This is a genomic window from Xanthomonas translucens pv. cerealis (genome assembly GCF_006838285.1).
Classification (GTDB): Bacteria; Pseudomonadota; Gammaproteobacteria; order Xanthomonadales; family Xanthomonadaceae; genus Xanthomonas_A; species Xanthomonas_A cerealis.
The window spans coordinates 3,895,155-3,910,470 of the sequence record NZ_CP038228.1 but is presented as its reverse complement, the minus strand read 5'-3'; the positions used below and the strand labels follow the sequence as shown (position 1 = coordinate 3,910,470).

10 protein-coding genes and 5 pseudogenes are annotated in these 15,316 nt (G+C 68.7%); 4 read left to right on the top strand and 11 right to left on the bottom strand.

The window, feature by feature from the left end:
- The first annotated feature begins 9 nt into the window (after positions 1–9).
- Positions 10–1,029 (top strand): patatin-like phospholipase family protein, encoded by a 1,020-nt coding sequence (locus E4A48_RS17290; protein ID WP_039004804.1) that lies wholly within the window; start codon positions 10–12, stop codon positions 1,027–1,029.
- Between the two features lie 354 nt (positions 1,030–1,383).
- Here E4A48_RS17290 and E4A48_RS17285 read toward each other — a convergent pair whose 3' ends face one another.
- Positions 1,384–1,863 (bottom strand): Lrp/AsnC family transcriptional regulator, encoded by a 480-nt coding sequence (locus E4A48_RS17285; protein ID WP_003476835.1) that lies wholly within the window; start codon positions 1,861–1,863, stop codon positions 1,384–1,386.
- Positions 1,864–1,990: 127 nt separating this feature from the next.
- Between E4A48_RS17285 and phhA the strand changes: the two genes are divergently transcribed.
- Both phhA and E4A48_RS17275 read left to right on the top strand, forming a co-directional pair.
- Positions 1,991–2,881 (top strand): phenylalanine 4-monooxygenase, encoded by an 891-nt coding sequence (gene phhA, locus E4A48_RS17280; protein WP_039004803.1) that lies wholly within the window; start codon positions 1,991–1,993, stop codon positions 2,879–2,881.
- Positions 2,882–3,098: 217 nt separating this feature from the next.
- Entirely contained in the window at positions 3,099–3,617 is a 519-nt protein-coding gene (locus tag E4A48_RS17275; protein WP_142742852.1) for a hypothetical protein, read from the top strand.
- Positions 3,618–3,727: 110 nt separating this feature from the next.
- Here E4A48_RS17275 and E4A48_RS21650 read toward each other — a convergent pair.
- The 5 genes and pseudogenes from E4A48_RS21650 to E4A48_RS17255 form a co-directional block, all read right to left on the bottom strand.
- Positions 3,728–3,805, bottom strand: a pseudogene (locus tag E4A48_RS21650) (2-deoxy-D-gluconate 3-dehydrogenase); the annotation flags it as partial.
- Positions 3,772–4,173 (bottom strand): annotated as a pseudogene (locus E4A48_RS17270) (5-deoxy-glucuronate isomerase); the annotation flags it as partial. The pseudogenes E4A48_RS17270 and E4A48_RS21650, both read right to left, overlap by 34 nt.
- 139 nt (positions 4,174–4,312) lie before the next feature.
- On the bottom strand, positions 4,313–5,551 hold the full coding sequence (locus E4A48_RS17265) for a type III effector HopX1 (protein ID WP_260607984.1): 1,239 nt from the start codon (positions 5,549–5,551) through the stop codon (positions 4,313–4,315).
- 186 nt (positions 5,552–5,737) lie between these two features.
- Positions 5,738–6,796: a LacI family DNA-binding transcriptional regulator gene (locus E4A48_RS17260; protein WP_142743199.1), complete on the bottom strand. Its 1,059-nt coding sequence runs from the start codon at positions 6,794–6,796 to the stop codon at positions 5,738–5,740.
- A gap of 47 nt (positions 6,797–6,843) precedes the next feature.
- Positions 6,844–8,106 (bottom strand): annotated as a pseudogene (locus E4A48_RS17255) (family 43 glycosylhydrolase).
- 8 nt (positions 8,107–8,114) lie between these two features.
- Between E4A48_RS17255 and E4A48_RS17250 the strand changes: the two are divergent.
- A pseudogene (locus E4A48_RS17250) lies at positions 8,115–9,250 on the top strand (carboxylesterase family protein); the annotation flags it as partial.
- Positions 9,251–9,509: 259 nt separating this feature from the next.
- Here E4A48_RS17250 and E4A48_RS17245 read toward each other — a convergent pair.
- From E4A48_RS17245 to E4A48_RS17230, 5 genes and pseudogenes are all read right to left on the bottom strand, one after another.
- A complete protein-coding gene (locus E4A48_RS17245; RefSeq protein WP_039004799.1) occupies positions 9,510–10,691 on the bottom strand; it encodes a GGDEF domain-containing protein in 1,182 nt (393 codons plus the stop codon).
- Positions 10,692–10,802: 111 nt separating this feature from the next.
- Positions 10,803–11,240, bottom strand: coding sequence for a hypothetical protein (locus E4A48_RS21645; RefSeq protein WP_081044644.1), 438 nt, complete (start codon positions 11,238–11,240; stop codon positions 10,803–10,805).
- Positions 11,228–12,125 (bottom strand): annotated as a pseudogene (locus E4A48_RS17240) (PepSY-associated TM helix domain-containing protein). The gene E4A48_RS21645 and the pseudogene E4A48_RS17240 overlap by 13 nt, the downstream one beginning before the upstream one ends.
- A gap of 99 nt (positions 12,126–12,224) precedes the next feature.
- A complete protein-coding gene (locus E4A48_RS20655; RefSeq protein WP_185910673.1) occupies positions 12,225–12,524 on the bottom strand; it encodes a hypothetical protein in 300 nt (99 codons plus the stop codon).
- A 243-nt stretch (positions 12,525–12,767) separates the two neighbouring features.
- A complete protein-coding gene (locus E4A48_RS17230) occupies positions 12,768–15,164 on the bottom strand; it encodes a TonB-dependent receptor (RefSeq protein WP_409976347.1) in 2,397 nt (798 codons plus the stop codon).
- Positions 15,165–15,316 lie beyond the last annotated feature (152 nt).

The following is a 15,316-nucleotide window of genomic DNA, read 5'->3' as shown; positions in this document are numbered from 1 at the left end:
GCCGCACCCATGCCCGCCTTCCGTTCCCCGCGCCTGCTCCTGTCCCTGTCCCTGTTCGGCCTGCTCGCGGCGTGCGGCGGCGAGCCCAAGCCGGCAACGCCGGCAGCGGTGGTGGTGCGGCCGGGGCCGACCGCCGCGGCCAAGCCGCTGCGCATCGGCATCGCCCTGGGCGGCGGCGCGGCCAAGGGCTTCGCCCATATCGGCGTGATCAAGATGCTGCAGGCCAACGGGCTGGAACCGGTCGTGGTGTCCGGCACCAGCGCCGGCAGCGTGGTCGGCGCGCTGTACGCCAGCGGCATGGACGCGTTCCAGATGCAGCAGGCCGCGGTGGCGCTGGACGAGACCAGCATCCGCGACATGCGCCTGTTCTCCGGCGGCTTGGTGCAGGGCCAGGCGCTGCAGGAGTACGTCAACGCCCAACTCAAGAACCGCCCGATCGAAAAGCTCGCCAAGCCGTTCGCCGCGGTGTCAACGCGCCTGGAAGACGGCGAGCGCACCGTGTTCGTGCGCGGCAATGCCGGGCAGGCGGTGCGCGCCTCCAGCAGCATCCCCGGCGTGTTCGAACCGGTCACCATCGGCAAGTTCCATTATGTGGACGGCGGCGTGGTCAGCCCGGTGCCGGTGGACGCCGCGCGCCAGCTCGGCGCCGACTTCGTGGTCGCGGTGGACATCTCCAGCAAGGCCAGCGGCCAGAACCCGGCCGGCATGCTCGGCATCGTCAACCAGTCGATCGCGATCATGGGCCAGCGCCTGGGCCAGCAGGAGCTGGCGCGCGCGGACATCGTGATCCGGCCCAAGGTCGACGACATCGGCGCGGCCGATTTCGCCCAGCGCAACGCCGCCATCCTGGAAGGCGAGAAAGCCGCGTTGGCGGCGATGCCGCAGATCAAGGCCAAGCTGACGCAACTGCAGCAACAGCGCGCGGCCGCCGCTGTCGAGGCCGCGCAACCGGCGCCTGCGCCATGCGAACCGCGTTCGCGCCTGGGCCGCCTGATCGGCCGCGGCGATCCGTGCAAGAAGCAAGAGTGAGCCGGGGCGACGCATCAGGAGAGAGTAGCAGCCGCGCCGTACATAGCCCCTCTCCCACCGGGAGAGGGGTTGGGGTGAGGGTCCGGCGCGCAGCGACTCGTTGAGTTGGGTGCATAAGGCTTCGCCCGTACCCTCAGCCGCCCCTTCGGGGCACCTTCTCCCGCTGGGAGAAGGGAACAGCCGAGCGTCCATAGCCCGGCCATTCGCATTGAGGCGATAGGCACGTAGGCGATCTGTACGGCAATGACAGCAACCGTGGCGCCGCTGCTGTGGCCAAGCGGTCGCGGAGCATGCGGTCGAAGTCGCAATTGCTGCCGTGGCCGCGAGAATGTGGCGACTCGCCCGGACGCCCTTTCAGCCGCGCGGCAGCGGCAGCCCGGTGAAGTCCTTGACCGTGCGCAGCACGAAGCTGGAGTTGACGTCGGCCACGCCGGCGGCGTTGAGCAGCTTGTCCAGCAGGAACGCGGAGAAATGGGCCAGGTCGCGCACGTAGACGTGCAAGAGGTAGTCCATGTCGCCGGTCAGCGCATGGCAGGCGACGACCTCGTCCCAGCCCTGCACGCTGTCGGCGAAATGGGCGATGCCGCTCTGCCCGTGCTTTTCCAGCTGCACGCGCACGAACGCCTGCAGGCCCAGGCCGATCGCGCCGGGCACCAGCCGGGCCGCATAGCCGGCCACCACGCCGTCGGCCTCCAGCCGCTGCACCCGGCGCAGGCAGGCCGACGGCGACAGGTTCACCTGCGCGGCAAGCTCCGCATTGCTGGCCCGGCCCTGACGCTGCAACAAGGCCAGCAGGCGCAGGTCGGTGCGGTCGAACACGGCCGATTCGGTCATTTATTGCTCTGCGACATGGATTTATTGCAACAATATTGCGCGCAATGGCTGGAATCGCGCAACTTTGCAAGCCCATTGCGCGGCCTGGCGCCTACCATCGTCGGTATTCCCTCCGGAGCCGCCGCCCATGGACACCGCACCGCGCCGCGTCGAACACCAGCAGACCGACAAGGGCTATGTGCCGGTCTACACCACCGCCGTGGTCGCGCAGCCGTGGGACCGCTACAGCGCCGACGACCACGCCACCTGGGGCACGCTGTACCAGCGCCAGCGCGAACTGCTGGTCGGCCGCGCCTGCGACGAATTCCTGCAGGCGCAGGACGCGATGGGCATGCGTCCGCAGGCGATTCCGCGCTTCGAGCAGCTCAACGAAGTGCTGGGCGCCACCACCGGCTGGACCCTGGTCGGGGTCGAAGGCCTGCTTCCGGAACTGGATTTCTTCGATCACCTGGCCAACCGCCGCTTCCCGGTGACCTGGTGGATCCGCCGCCCCGAGCAGATCGACTACATCGCCGAGCCGGACCTGTTCCACGACCTGTTCGGCCACGTGCCGCTGCTGATGAACCCGCTGTTCGCCGACTACATGCAGGCCTATGGCCGCGGCGGGGTGAAGGCGCACGGCATCGGCCCCGACGCGCTGCAGAACCTCACCCGCCTGTACTGGTACACGGTGGAATTCGGACTGATCGCCAGCGCCGACGGCCTGCGCATCTTCGGCGCTGGCATCGTCTCGTCCAAGGGCGAGTCGCTGTACGCGCTGGAATCGGCCGCACCCAACCGCATCGGCTTCGACCTGGCGCGGCTCATGCGCACCCGCTACCGCATCGACAGCTACCAGAAGACCTACTTCGTCATCGACAGCTTCGAGCAGCTGATGCAGGCGACCGCGCCGGACTTCACTCCGCTCTATGCGCAACTGAGCGGCCAGGCGCACATCGCCGCCGGCGACGTGCAGGCCGGGGACCGCGTGTACCAGCGCGGCAGCGGCGAGGGCTGGAGCCGCGACGGCGACGTGTAGCCCCGCCCGGCCGGCACGCGGATCGAGGCTGCGCGCCGACCAGCGCTCAGGAGTCTGCCGCCGGCAAATCGGGCCTGGACCCGATCGCGCAGCGCCGGCGCCAGGGCCACGCTGCATCGCGAGCGGCATCGGTCGACCACGGCGCGGTCACCACGGCATTCCGGTCGCTCCCGACCCGCAGCTGCGGGCGGCCCTGCGCGTCGAGAGGACCACCATCATGCTCATCTATGTCGGCCTGGACGGCGATCAAGCCGATCAACGCGGCGCCAAGCTGAAGGCGCTGCAGGCGCATTTCGGCGAAACCGAATCCCACGCGCTCAGCATGCTCAGCGCCACCGCGCTGGCGCCCGGCAACAAGGCGCGCGGCAAGCGCCTTGTGGTCAACTCGCACGGCAACGTCGACGTGTTCGCCGGACTCAGCCCCGCCACGTTCCTGCAGCAATTGCTGAGCAAGGGGCTGGCCAAGGAGTCGTTCGAGGAGATCGCGCTGATGGCCTGCCAGGTGGGTGCGCAGAGCCAGACCAACTCCATTGCCGGCAATTTCGCCAAGGAGCTGAAGCGGCTGCTGGTGCAACAAGGCATCGTCGCCAAACTGTACGCTCCGCGCGGCACGCTGACCTACGTCGTGCACCAGGAGCAAAAGCTGGGGCAGCGTTTCTATGTGGTGGACAGCATGCACATCGCCTGTCCCGAGCGGAACTATCCACTGCAGGAAGGGCTGTTGCTGGTGCAATGAGATTGCGCGACCGGCGAACGCGGCGGCGGGGCGCCGCCGCACTGACAGCCGCCATCCCGCAATCGATGTCGCGGCGCAGCTGCGCCTTCAGCGCCGGCTGTAGCGCCGCCCAGCAGGTGGGTGATGCCGGCGATGCCGGATTTGCTGGCGGTGTACGAGGGCACGCGGATTCGCCCGTGAAGTGGTAGACGCGCTCGTTGGCGCCCAGGTCGAAGTAGAAATAGACCTCGCTTCGGCGGTCGTGCAGATGCGGCGGCATGGTGTTCCAGACGCTGCCCGGCTTCGAGCACGGTCAGGCTCAGCAGCAGCTGCGAGGACTGGCAGGTGGCCGGCACGATGTACTGCAGATGGTGCGCGCGTTGCAGGTCTCCAGGGCCACCGCGTCCTTGATCGACAGTTGCCTGGTCTCGAAGCGCGCATGCGCCGGGGTCGAGGCCAGATAGAACCGGGCCTGGTTGGCCGCGTCGTCGGGGGCGACGCCGACCTCGCTGCTGACCATCGCCACGTACAGCCCGTCCTTCGGTCCCAGCGCGTAGGCGCTGCCGTCCACGCTGACCCGGTGGCATTGCGCAGTACTCGAACCGCCGGATGGGGCGGCCTGGCGAGGTCGCCAGTCGCCCGCAGCGCCGGGAGTGCGTGGCAGGCGTGCGCGGTGCGTCGGAAGGCACCAAGGTGAACGCCGTCAGGCGGGTCGCTCAGCGCAGCGCCACCAGCGCCTGGGTCGCGGCAATGATCTGTTGCGCCTGAGCTTTGCGCTCGGTGCCGGCGACACCGAACGCCGCGGCGATCCGTTCGGCCCGGGCGAGCAGGTCGGTACTGACCGGAGAGGCGAGGCGTGCGCGGACGCGCTCGGCAAAGGCGTCGTTGAGCACATGCTGTTCGGGCCAATAGCCGCCGATGCCCAACGGCAGCAGCGCATGATTGATGCCCGCGGCAACGCGTTCGGTGCAGGTCGCGCCCTGGCGAATCCGCCGCTCCACTTCGGCCGGCCCCTTGGCCCGCATCTCCAGAATGAGATCGTTGGCGGCGATGCGGGCCGTGCGTCCGGTGACCGGATCTAATTGCACGGTGCTGTGCACCTCCTCGCGCCTGGCGGCGAACCGCGAATCGGGTGCCAGCACCGCGGGGCCCTTGGCCCACGCGTCCATCACGATCGTGCTTGCGCCGCTGCCATCGTCGGCAGGCACGCGCGCCTCTGCCCAGAGATGGTTGGTGCTCATGACGCGATGCACCGTTTCCTGGGCCTCCAGCCTGCTGCTGTGGCGGATGCTTGTGATGCTCGTATATTCGCCGCAATTGCCCGAACCAAAGACCGTGGCCGCTGCAGCCGAGTGGGCCATTTGTTCGGCATACTCGACGAACTGCCCGCCACCGCGCATGTCGAACTCTTTCTTGAGCTGGCGCGCGGCTTTCGTCCGCAAGCCGTTGTCGTTGCCGGTTTCGCGCAGATCGGTGGCGACATTTCCCCGCCCGAACTCCAGCAACTGCCGGGTGTTGCCGACACTCTCGTTGGCCTTGCGCAGGCGATCCACCTCCGGCGTCGGCACCCCGCGCCCATCGATGTCGCGCGCCAGCAGATACGCGGCAAGCGCGAGGTCGTTGCTGCCTAGCGCCGCGCTGGGTGCGGCCGATGCAGATGCCGATGCGGGGCTGGTCCGGTTCGGGCGAGACCGGCGCAATCCGTCGGGCAGGCCCGAACCGGTGGCATCGGCGGGCCGCGCATCGCGATCGCCGTGTTGCGTGGATGCCTGCTGTGTGGGTGCCGGCGCTACTGCCGGGGCGACAGACGGCGCGCTGCCACTGAGTTTGGGGAACATACGCAACTCCAATGTGTGCAAGCGCCGGCGCTTGCGCGCAACGCCGCTGTAGCCGATTGCAACCAGCGGGCTGGGTACGTCGCAGCCGCCAGCGGAACGGCGCCATGGATCGGTCACGGCGCCTTGCCTGGTCCGTACGGCCATCGGCGACGTCCATTGTCGGCAGCGGTCTTCACCGCAGCGGCGGCAGGGCGAACATCTTGGACGCATTTGCGAAGCTGGCCCAGCGAGCGGGCCTTGCGCGCGCGGCCGGCGGCAAGCGATGGCCGGCGCGCAGGCCGGCAGGCCGACGCTCGCCTCGGATCAGTCTTCCGGCCGCTGGCAGGAGTCGCGCACGATCAAGTGCGGGCGCACGCTGGCGATCGCCAGGGTCGGCGTGCCTTCGGGCTGGATCAGCATCGCCGCGGCGGTGCGGCCGGTGTCGCGGGTGTGGCGGCGCACCGAGGTGAGCGACGGCCACAGGCGCGAGGCCAGCGGGCTGTCGTCGTAGCCGATGATCGACAGCTGGCGCGGGATGTTGATGCCGGCGCGCAAGGCGACCTTGTACACGCCGGCGGCCATCTCGTCGTTACCGGTGAAGATCGCGCTCGGGCGCTGCTTGCCGAGCAGCAGTTTCTCGGCCGCGGCCACGCCGGATTCGAAGGTGTAGCCGGCCTCGACGATGCGCTGCGGCGGCAGTTCGATGCCGCGCCGGGTCAGCGCGTCGATGAAGCCGGCGGTGCGCTCGTGCGCGGAGCGGTAGGCGCTGTGACCGGTGATCAGCGCGATCTCGCGGTGGCCCAGCGACAGCAGGTAGTCGGCAGCCTCGGCGGCGCCGTCGCGGTCGTGGGTGACCACCATCTGCGAGGTGGCGTCCAGCGGCAGCGAGGCGATGCGGGTGTAGCGCACGCCGATGCCGGCGAGCATGTCGGCCAGCGCCTGGTCTTCCGAGGCGCGCGGCACCAGGATCACGCCGTGCAATTTCTGCTGCTGCACGAAGCGGCGTACACCCTCGATGTAGCCAGGGCTGCGGCTGTCGCACGGATGCACCACCAGTTCGAAGCTGGAACCGCGCAGCGCGTCCAGCGCGCCGTACTGCATGTCCACGATGTACTGCGCGGTCGGGTTGTCGTAGACCATGCCGATCAGGAACGAACGCCGGAACGCCAGCCCGCGCGCCAGCGGATCCGGCGCGTAGCCGACTTCGCGCATCAGCGCCTCGACCTTCTCGCGCGTGTCCTTGCGCACCAGCGGCGAGTTGTTGATGATCCGCGACACCGTTTTCTTCGAGACCCCGGACAGGCGCGCGATGTCGTTGATCGTCGCCGCCTTGCCGTGGACGGAGGCGTGGACATCGGCGGAAAGGGGATTGCGCGGCGCCATGGACGGAAAACCGGACGTAAGGGGACCGATTCTACCGGTGGTCATGTTCACTCCAGGGCGTGGTAGCGGAATCGACGGAAATGCACTTTTCCATTTGCGGCCGCGTACAGCGCCGGCTTCAATGCCACGAACGTGCCCGCGACGTTGTGGTGATAGCCGGACACTTCCATCTGCACCGGGTACTTGGTCCACGTCTTGCCGTCGCGGCTGCTGTGGAAGGTGACGATGTGGCGGTCGTTGCGGACCCGCAGCCACAGGCGGCCGCCCTTGGCGCTGGGTGCCAGCTGCGCCGGGCGCTCCTCGCCGTAGCGGGGCACGACGAACGCCTCGCCGTTGCTGCCCACCCCGGCGTACAGGCGCTCGCTGTAAAACAGCAGCGCGCCGCCCTGCGCGCCGGGTTCGATTTCCATTTCCACTTCGAACTGGTAGGCCTGGTCGCTGGCGATCACAGTCAGCGGCGCGCGGCCCTTGCCCTGCACGCTCAGCGTGCCGTCGCCGAACGACAGCCGCCGGTCCTCGTCGCGGCCCGGGTGGAAGAACGCCCACTGCGGGCCGAGCCGGCCGCTGCGGCAATCGTCCGACAACGCCAGCCCGTGCGCCAGCGCCTACCCGCTGGGTTTTTTCAGCGGCGTGCCGAGATCACCGCCCTTGGCCACGAACCAGCCATCGGCGGTCCACTCGATCGGATCCAGCAGCGCCTGCCGGCCCAGCGTCCAGTAGCCGTTCTCGTAGCCGTGATAGAGCCGCCCGTCGCTGCCTTCGACCAGGGTCGCATGGCCGCGCGACCACCACGGCTCGGCCACGCTCGTGGTGCGGGTGATCGGATTGTTCGGCGCGTTGCGCCACGGCGCGTGGATCGAGCCGGAATCGATGTACTTGCCCGGGCCGATGTCGATCGGCGCGCTCCACGGACCGGTGATGGCGTCGGCCCAGACCACGAAGTTGCTGCGCTGGCCCTGCTCGCCGCGCCGCGCCGGAAAATAGATGGAGTAGCGCGTGCCGTGCTAGACCAGGTCCGGCGCCCAGATCGCGCCGACGTTCTCGCTGATGGCATGCGCCAACGGCTGCCAGTCGACCAGATCGCGCGAGTGCCAGATCGGCAGGCCGGGGTAGGTGTCGAACGAGGACAGGGTGAGGTCGTCGTCGTCCTTGAGCACCGACAGATCGGGTTGGTCGCCGGCCAGCACCGGGTTGAGGAAGCTGCCGTCGCCTTGGTCGGCGATGCGCTGGTGTTCGATGCCGCGCTTCCACTCGGCCGCCGCGGCCAGCGCGCTGACGGCGAGCAGGCCGGCCAGCAGCAGCCAGCGCAGGGACCAGGTGCCGGCGCAGCGACGTGGTGGTGATCAGCGTCAACCATCGCCTCAACGCCTTCGGCTACCTGTACCTGGCGCAGCTCGGCGGCGCCGAGTTCGCGTCTTCCGGCAACGTCGGCCAGCCCGACCTGGTACAGGCGCTGCACTGGGTGCGTGCGAACGCGGCCGAGTTCGGCGGCGATGTCGGTAACGTCACCGTGTTCGGCCAATCCGGTGGCGGCGCCAAGATCGCCGCGCTGATGGCGATGCCGGCCGCATAGGATCTGTTCAACCGCGCGTGGCCACGAGCGCCCAGCAGCTCACCGCCGCCGGGCCGCGCGTGGCCACGCAGCGTGCGCAGGCGCTGCTGCAGGCCCTGCAGCTGGCAGCGCTGCGCACGCTGCCGATGCAACGCCTGCTCAAGGCCACGCGCACGGGCGATCCGTCGCGGGTGGAGAACACCTCCCTTTACCTGGGCCCGGTACTGGATGCGCAGGTGCTGCACCGGCATCCGTTCTGGCCGGACGCGCCGCCGCAGTCGGCGAAGATCCGATAGCGATCGGCAACACCCATGACGAGACCCGCGCCTTCCTCGACAACGATCCGGCCAACTTCGCGCTGAGCTGGGACACGCTACCGGCCAGACTGGAGCAAAAGCAATTCGTGGATCTGCTGCCGCAGGTGGTGATCGTCGAATACCGGCGGCTGTATCCGCACTACACGCCGAGCGAGGTGTTCTTCGCCGCGACCAGCGCCGGGCGCTCGTGGCGCGGCGCGATCGAGGAGGCCGAGGCGCGCGCGGCAGGGCGCGCCGACCTGGGCCTACCAGCTGGACTGGGGTTCGCCGCTGGACGGCAGCAAGTTCGGCGCGTTCCACAGCCTGGACATCCCGCTGGTGTTCGACAACATTCGCCAGCCCGGTTCGCGCACCGGCGAGGGCGCCGACGCCCAGCGCGTGGCCGATGCGATGAGCGAAGCGCTGTCCGCCTTCGCCCGCCATGGCGATCCCAACCACGCCGGGTTGCCGCGCTGGGAACCGTATTCGCTGGCCCGGCGCGAGACCATGTTGTTCGACGCCGACAGCGGCCTGGCGCACGACCCGCGCGGCGGCGAACGACGCTTTTACCAGCAGGTGCCGTTCGTGCAGCGCGGGACGTTCTGAGCCGGCGGATGCGAACAGACGACCACGCCGTGTTTCCGCGCATTGGCAAGCGGTCGCGGTAGTGACCTCATCCGGATCGACGCCGCGGCGCAGCTTCGCTTGAGATGGCGCCGCTATTTTGTGGGAGCGACTCCCACAACGTTCATTGAACTGAGAGGAAAACCGCTCCCGCATGCATGTGGGGCCGCAACGACTGCTCATCGGCTGGCGCACAGGCGGCATCGCAATGCGCGTCCAGTCCGCGTCGAACGCCAGCGCGCTACCAGCCGGTGTCCTCGGCCAGCACCACCTGATTGCCGCCGCCGATGCGCGCGCGCTGCAGCTGCGCTTCGGCGCGTTGCATCAGCGTGGCGGCGGTGTCGGTGGGCGTGGCGAGCAAGGCGCCGACGCTGACACTCAACTGTTCGTTGGCCATGTCGGCGTGCGCGATCGCCAGCAGCTCGACCATGTCGCGCAAGGCCGGCGCGACCTGGCGCAGGTGCGCGCCGCTGGCGTCGTACAGCACCAGCGCGAAGCGGTCGGCGTCGATGCGCATGGTCACGTCCATCGGTCGCAGCAGGCATTGCAGCACCTCGGCCACGTCCACCACCGCGCGGTCGGCCTCGCGCGGACCGTAGCGCTGCACGAAGGCGGCGTATCCATCCAGTTCGACCAGGATCAAGGCCAGCCCGCGTTGCAGGCGCCGGGTCTCGGACAGCGCCACCGCCAGGTGCTCGTCGAAACGGCGGCGATCGCCCAGGCCGGTGAGCGCGTCGCGCAAGGCCTCATCGTCGCGCACCCGGCGCTGCAGAAACCCCTCGCGGCGCGAATGCTCGCGCAGATAGCCGCCGACCACGCCGATCGGCACCGCCGCCCACAGCAACCACTGCAGGCGCAGGTAGTCCGCCTGCGCGGTGCCGTCCAGCAGCAGGTGCGCTGCCGCGGCGCTGATCGCGCACAGGGTCAGCGCCACCGCCACGCTCTGCCACAGCGCCAGGCCCAGCGGAAAGAAGCCGGCGACGATGACCAGGGTCATCACCGCAGCGGCATAGCGTAGCTCCTGCGGCGGATAGCCGATGCTCGACAGCACCAGCCCGGTACCGCCGACCAGCAGCAGCAGCGCCGCCCGGCCCGGCCCGTGCGCATGCGCGCGATGGATCACCACTGCCACCCACAGCAGCGCCAGCAAGGTGGCCGCGCGCACCGCCACCGCATAGCCGACCAGCCCGGTGCTGCCCGACCAACCGAAATGCAGCGCATCCCAGGCCAGCAACGCCAGCGCGATCAATACCCCGAGCGAGGCAGCCACGCGTTGCGCAAAGCCCAAGGTCGATGCGGTGTAGCGGCGATACGCCCGTTCCAGCGGCGGGTCGAAGCGCAGCGCGGCAAAGCCGTGATGCAGTTGCCTGGCGTAGTCTTCGCCGGACACAACGTCCGGCGGTCCTTCGTAGCGGTGGTGCATGCGATCCCCTGTAAGCGGCAGCCTGGAACAGAACGCGGCGGCTGTCACACAATTCACCGTACGACGCCCCGCGCCAGCGCTGCAGACTTCGACTTCCGCCTACATGAGAAGTCACTGGCGCGCAATTGTCCACTTTTGTCCGCCACGCAGGCGCGCGATGCGTAGCGCATGCCAGCGACAGGATGCGGTGTGGGCACGCCGCGGCTGGCATGCGACAGCGCGTGCCGCCGGTGGCCGCAGCGGCCCGCGCGGCGGCCGAGGGACGGCGCTCAGGTCTTCGCCGGCAATGCCCAGACGCTGCTGGGATCGCCGTTGCGGCCACACCGATGGGTCGCGCGCGCCATCTGCCAGTACGCCCAGGCCCAGGGTCAAGGCGCAGCCATCCACCGCCAGCAACAGCGTGCTGCTCCACGGCGCCACCCAGCCGCCGGCGCCGCACAGCGCGGCCAGCGGCACCAACGCGGTGAGCACGGCGCAGGCCAGTAGCAGTTCGTACGCGCCGCGCGCGGTGGGACGCAACAGTGCCCAGGCCACGCTCAGCCCGAACACGGCGTATCCTGCCCCGGCGGCAACAGCCGCGCGGCGACGAACAGCACCGACACGCCGGCCACGCAGCCCAGGCAGAGGCCGACGGTGAGCCGCGCCATCGCATGCGTGCGCCATGGCTGCGCCTGCTGGCGTCGCTTGCGCCGCGTTTTCACCCACAGCAGATTGCCGCTGTAGAACAGGAACGCGCCGCCCAAGCCGAGCAGGAAGTACAGCCAGCGCAGCGGCGCCCCACCGACGTTGGCGTAGTGCAGCGCCTGCAGCCCGCGCAGCGACGCCACGCCGGGCGCCATGGTCTGCGGTGCCAGCACCCGCAGCACCTTGCCGGTGGCCGCGTCCATGGCCACGCCGGCCAGGGTGTTGAGCCTGCGCTGCGGCTGCTGGCCGTAGATTTCCACGCGCGCATTGGCATCGCCGGCATCGTGAAAGGACAGGCTGTCCGGCGCGAAGCCCGGACTGGCCGCGCACGCCCGCGCCAGCAGGTCGGCCACCGGCAGCAGCGGCGCCTTGATGTGCGCCGGCTGCACGTGCGGCGTCAGCTCCAGATCCGACTCCAGCACCTGCATCAGCTTGCCGTCGAACATCAGATACTGGAATGGCGCCAGCAGCAGCACGCCCAGCGCCGGACCAGGCGAAGATCACGTGGAACGGCAGCGACAGCATGCCGATCACCTTGTGCGCGTCCTGCCACAGGCGCTTGACGTTGCGCCCCGCGCGCAGCGCGAAAAGGTCCTTCAGGAACACCGGCGCATACAGCCCCAACAGGCCGTCCACGGCCTGGCCGGCGTAGTTCAGGCGCACTTCCCGGGAGGTAGTGCGGGTGGTGGCCAGGCGCGTGGCGTAGGCGACCGGGGCCGCGCTGCGGTCGCCGTCCCAGCGGCTGTCCATGTCCACCTTGTTCCACGCCGTCACCGCCGACAACGACCACGCCGCCATGATCGCGTAGTCGTGGTCGGCTCGGCGGCGCGCAGAATCACCGCGGCAGAATCACCGCGCCGGCCAGTGCGTTCTCGCCCTGCAGCGTGGACTGCGGCCCGCGCAGGATCTCCACCTGCTGCAGCTCAGCGGCGCCGAACCGATCGCGTTTGGCGGCAACGCCGCGCCATCCAGGTAGACCGTGGCCAGCGGCGCATCGATGTCGATGTCGATGTCGATGTCGATGTCGATGTCGCGGATGGTGAAGCCGGTATCGCCATAGGTCTGCGCCACGTTGGCGGTGCGGTTGAGTACCTCGTAGAGGTTCTGCAGGTTCTCCTGCTCGATCCGCCCCTGGGTGGTCACTGCCACGCTGGTATTCGTGCGGCGTATCAAGGACGCCACAGCAGTTGGCCAATTGTGGGAGGGACTTCAGTCCCGACTGCATGCCAGTTCGGGAAATTCACCACTGCGCTCGTCGCGGCCGAAGCCAGTTGCTCCTACACAAGCCATCTAAACGGCCACTGCAGCCAGCCAACCGGCAGGCTGCGCCATCGCGGCCGCTGGCCCGAGTCCGGCCGGAATCGCGTTACAGAAGCACCGGCCTTTTGCGCATCAATGCCAATGCACGTCGACCGACAGACCGACGATGCGCGGTTCGTTGTACACCGCCGCCATGTAGTTCTCGATCACGCCCTTGAGGTTCCTCTCGTTGGTGATGTTGCGCGCGAACGCCGCCACTTCCCACGCGCCGTAGTCGCCGCTGTAGCCCAGCTTCAGGCCGCCTTCGAAGCTGCCCTTGGAATTGAACTCGGTCGAGTCGTACAGCACGAAGCTGGTCCTGCCCTGCTTGTTCCAGTCGGTGGCGACGAAGAACGCGCCGCCGTCGGCGACCGGGATGTCGTAGCGCGCGGCCAGGTTGACGTTGTAGGTGGGCGCGTTCGGCAGCGGATTGCCATTGATCTGGGCGAAGGTGTTGGCGCCAAGCTTGAGCGTCGGATCGTTGACCGTGCACACCACCACGCCGTTCAGCGCGCACACCTGCGCGTACACGCGCGCGTCCTGGATCTCGCTATGCAGCAGGCTCAGGCCGGCGCTCAGCGACAGGTTCGGGATCGGACGCCAGTCCAGATCGGCTTCCATGCCGTAGGCCTTGGCCTTGTCGGCATTGAACAGCACGCCGTTGCCGTTGGAGTCGTTGCCGTTGAGCTGGATGTCCTCGACCGTATAGGTGAAGCCGGTGAGGTTCAGGCGCAAGCGGTTGTCGAACAGGCTGCTCTTGATGCCCGCTTCCCACGACAGGATGGTTTCCGAATCGGCGGTGGTGAAGTCGGAATTGAACACCGCCGAACGGCCCTGGATGGTCGGGCCGCGGAAGCCGCGGGCGACCTTCGCATACACGCTGACGTTGTCCTCGAGCGCGTACATCGCGCTGACGTCCCAGCTCGGTTGGGTGTCGGCCATGCGCACGTCGCGGCGGCCGCGGTAGGTGACCACGCCGGCGGCAGTGTCGGCGGTCTTGAGCAGCCTGGTTTCCTTGCTGTCGCGGGTCTGACGCACGCCCGCGGTCAGGGTCAGCGCGTCGGTGGCCTTGTAGGTCAGCTGGCCGAACCCGGCCCACGAGGTGTTGCTGTTACGCAGGCGCACCCAGTTGTTCGGGTTGCGCGCCGCGGTCTGCAGGAAATACGCACGCTGGTAGAAATCGGTGGTGTCCTTGCCGTCGAAGTAGAACGCGCCGGCCTGCCACTGCAGTGCCGCGTCACCTTCGCTGGCCAGGCGCAGTTCCTGCGTGTACTGGTCCAGGTCGCGCACCTGGCCCATCGATTGGCCGTAGCCGTTGGCCACGCCGTTGACCGGATAATTCGCCGCCGCGCCGCCGTCGGTATCGCCGCGGCTGTTGCCGGAGGTGGTCTCGTAGGCGCTGATCGAGGTCAGCGACACGCCGCCGAAGTCGTACACCGCCTTGAGCGAACCGCCATGGGTCGTGTACGCCTGCGGATTGTCGTGCGCCTCGTCGTAGGCGACCTGGTCGCGCGGCACATCGACCTTGTTGGAACCCTTGGTGACCGCATTGCGCAGGAACAGCGTGGAGGTGCCGTCGTAGTCGCGAGTATGCGCAGAGGCCAGCAGCGAGAAGTTCTCGCTCGGCTTGAGCAGCAACTGCAGGCGCGCGTTGCGGTCGTCGTAGCCGCCCATCGCATCCTTCTTCGGGGTGACCGTACCGTCGGCGCTGGGGCCGCTATAGGTGTTGTCCACCCAGTCGTCGCGGTGCTGGTACAACGCCGACACGCGGAACGACAGCACGTCGTTGATCGGCCCACCGAAGCCGCCGTCGAACGAGGTGGTGCCGTAGCTGCCGTAGCTGGCGCTGAGCCGGCCGCTGTAGTCGTCGCTGGGCTTGATGCTGTCGAACTTGACGATGCCGGCGGTGGTGTTGCGGCCGAACAGCGACCCCTGCGGGCCGCGCAGCACTTCCACCTGGTCCAGGTCGTAGACCGGGTTGGACTTCAGCACCACGTGTTCCAGCACCACGTCGTCCTGGATGATCGATACCGGCTGCGAGGCGCCGAGGTAGAAATCGATATTGCCCAGGCCGCGGATGTAGAAGCGCGGAAAGATGCGCCCGGTGGTGGTCTCGGCGTAGAAACTGGGCACCCGCCCGGATAGCGCCAGCAACGTATCGTCGCCGCCGGTGGTGTAGTTGCGCATCGCATCGCCCTGCACCACGGCCACGGACACGGGTACTTCCTGCAGATTCTGCTCGCGGTGCTCGGCGGTGACGGTGACGGTGTCCAGCGAAGTCGCCGCATCGCCCGACGCCGCGTTGCGCGTGGCCTGCGGCGCGGTGCCGGCCAGCGATGGCGACGCGTCCTGCGCGACGGCCGCGGTGGCGACCGAGGCCAACAACAGGCCGGCACAGGCCTGAGCCAGGCGGTTGCGGACCGGAGCGCCAGCCAGGCACGACGAACGCGCGGCCGGGCGGGGCGCGGAAACAGGGGGATGCAGCAACATGGCGATTCCTTTGGGGCGCTGGATGACGATTCCGTTCGGCTTGCGCGGCAGCTCGCGACGGCGCGCCATGATGTGGCGTACCGCGGCACGATATGTCATCCATGTTGCAACTCCGTGGCATCGCCGGCATGCGCGCGATCGCATGCACGAAC

What these genes read in the sequence shown, in the direction of transcription:
- E4A48_RS17290 (WP_039004804.1), top strand. Translation starts at nt 10, where the DNA reads ATGCCCGCCTTCCGTTCCCCGCGCCTGCTCCTGTCCCTGTCCCTGTTC.
- E4A48_RS17230 (WP_409976347.1), bottom strand. Translation starts at nt 15,164, where the DNA reads ATGTTGCTGCATCCCCCTGTTTCCGCGCCCCGCCCGGCCGCGCGTTCG.
- E4A48_RS17245 (WP_039004799.1), bottom strand. Translation starts at nt 10,691, where the DNA reads ATGCACCACCGCTACGAAGGACCGCCGGACGTTGTGTCCGGCGAAGAC.
- E4A48_RS17260 (WP_142743199.1), bottom strand. Translation starts at nt 6,796, where the DNA reads ATGGCGCCGCGCAATCCCCTTTCCGCCGATGTCCACGCCTCCGTCCAC.
- E4A48_RS17275 (WP_142742852.1), top strand. Translation starts at nt 3,099, where the DNA reads ATGCTCATCTATGTCGGCCTGGACGGCGATCAAGCCGATCAACGCGGC.
- E4A48_RS17285 (WP_003476835.1), bottom strand. Translation starts at nt 1,863, where the DNA reads ATGACCGAATCGGCCGTGTTCGACCGCACCGACCTGCGCCTGCTGGCC.
- phhA (WP_039004803.1), top strand. Translation starts at nt 1,991, where the DNA reads ATGGACACCGCACCGCGCCGCGTCGAACACCAGCAGACCGACAAGGGC.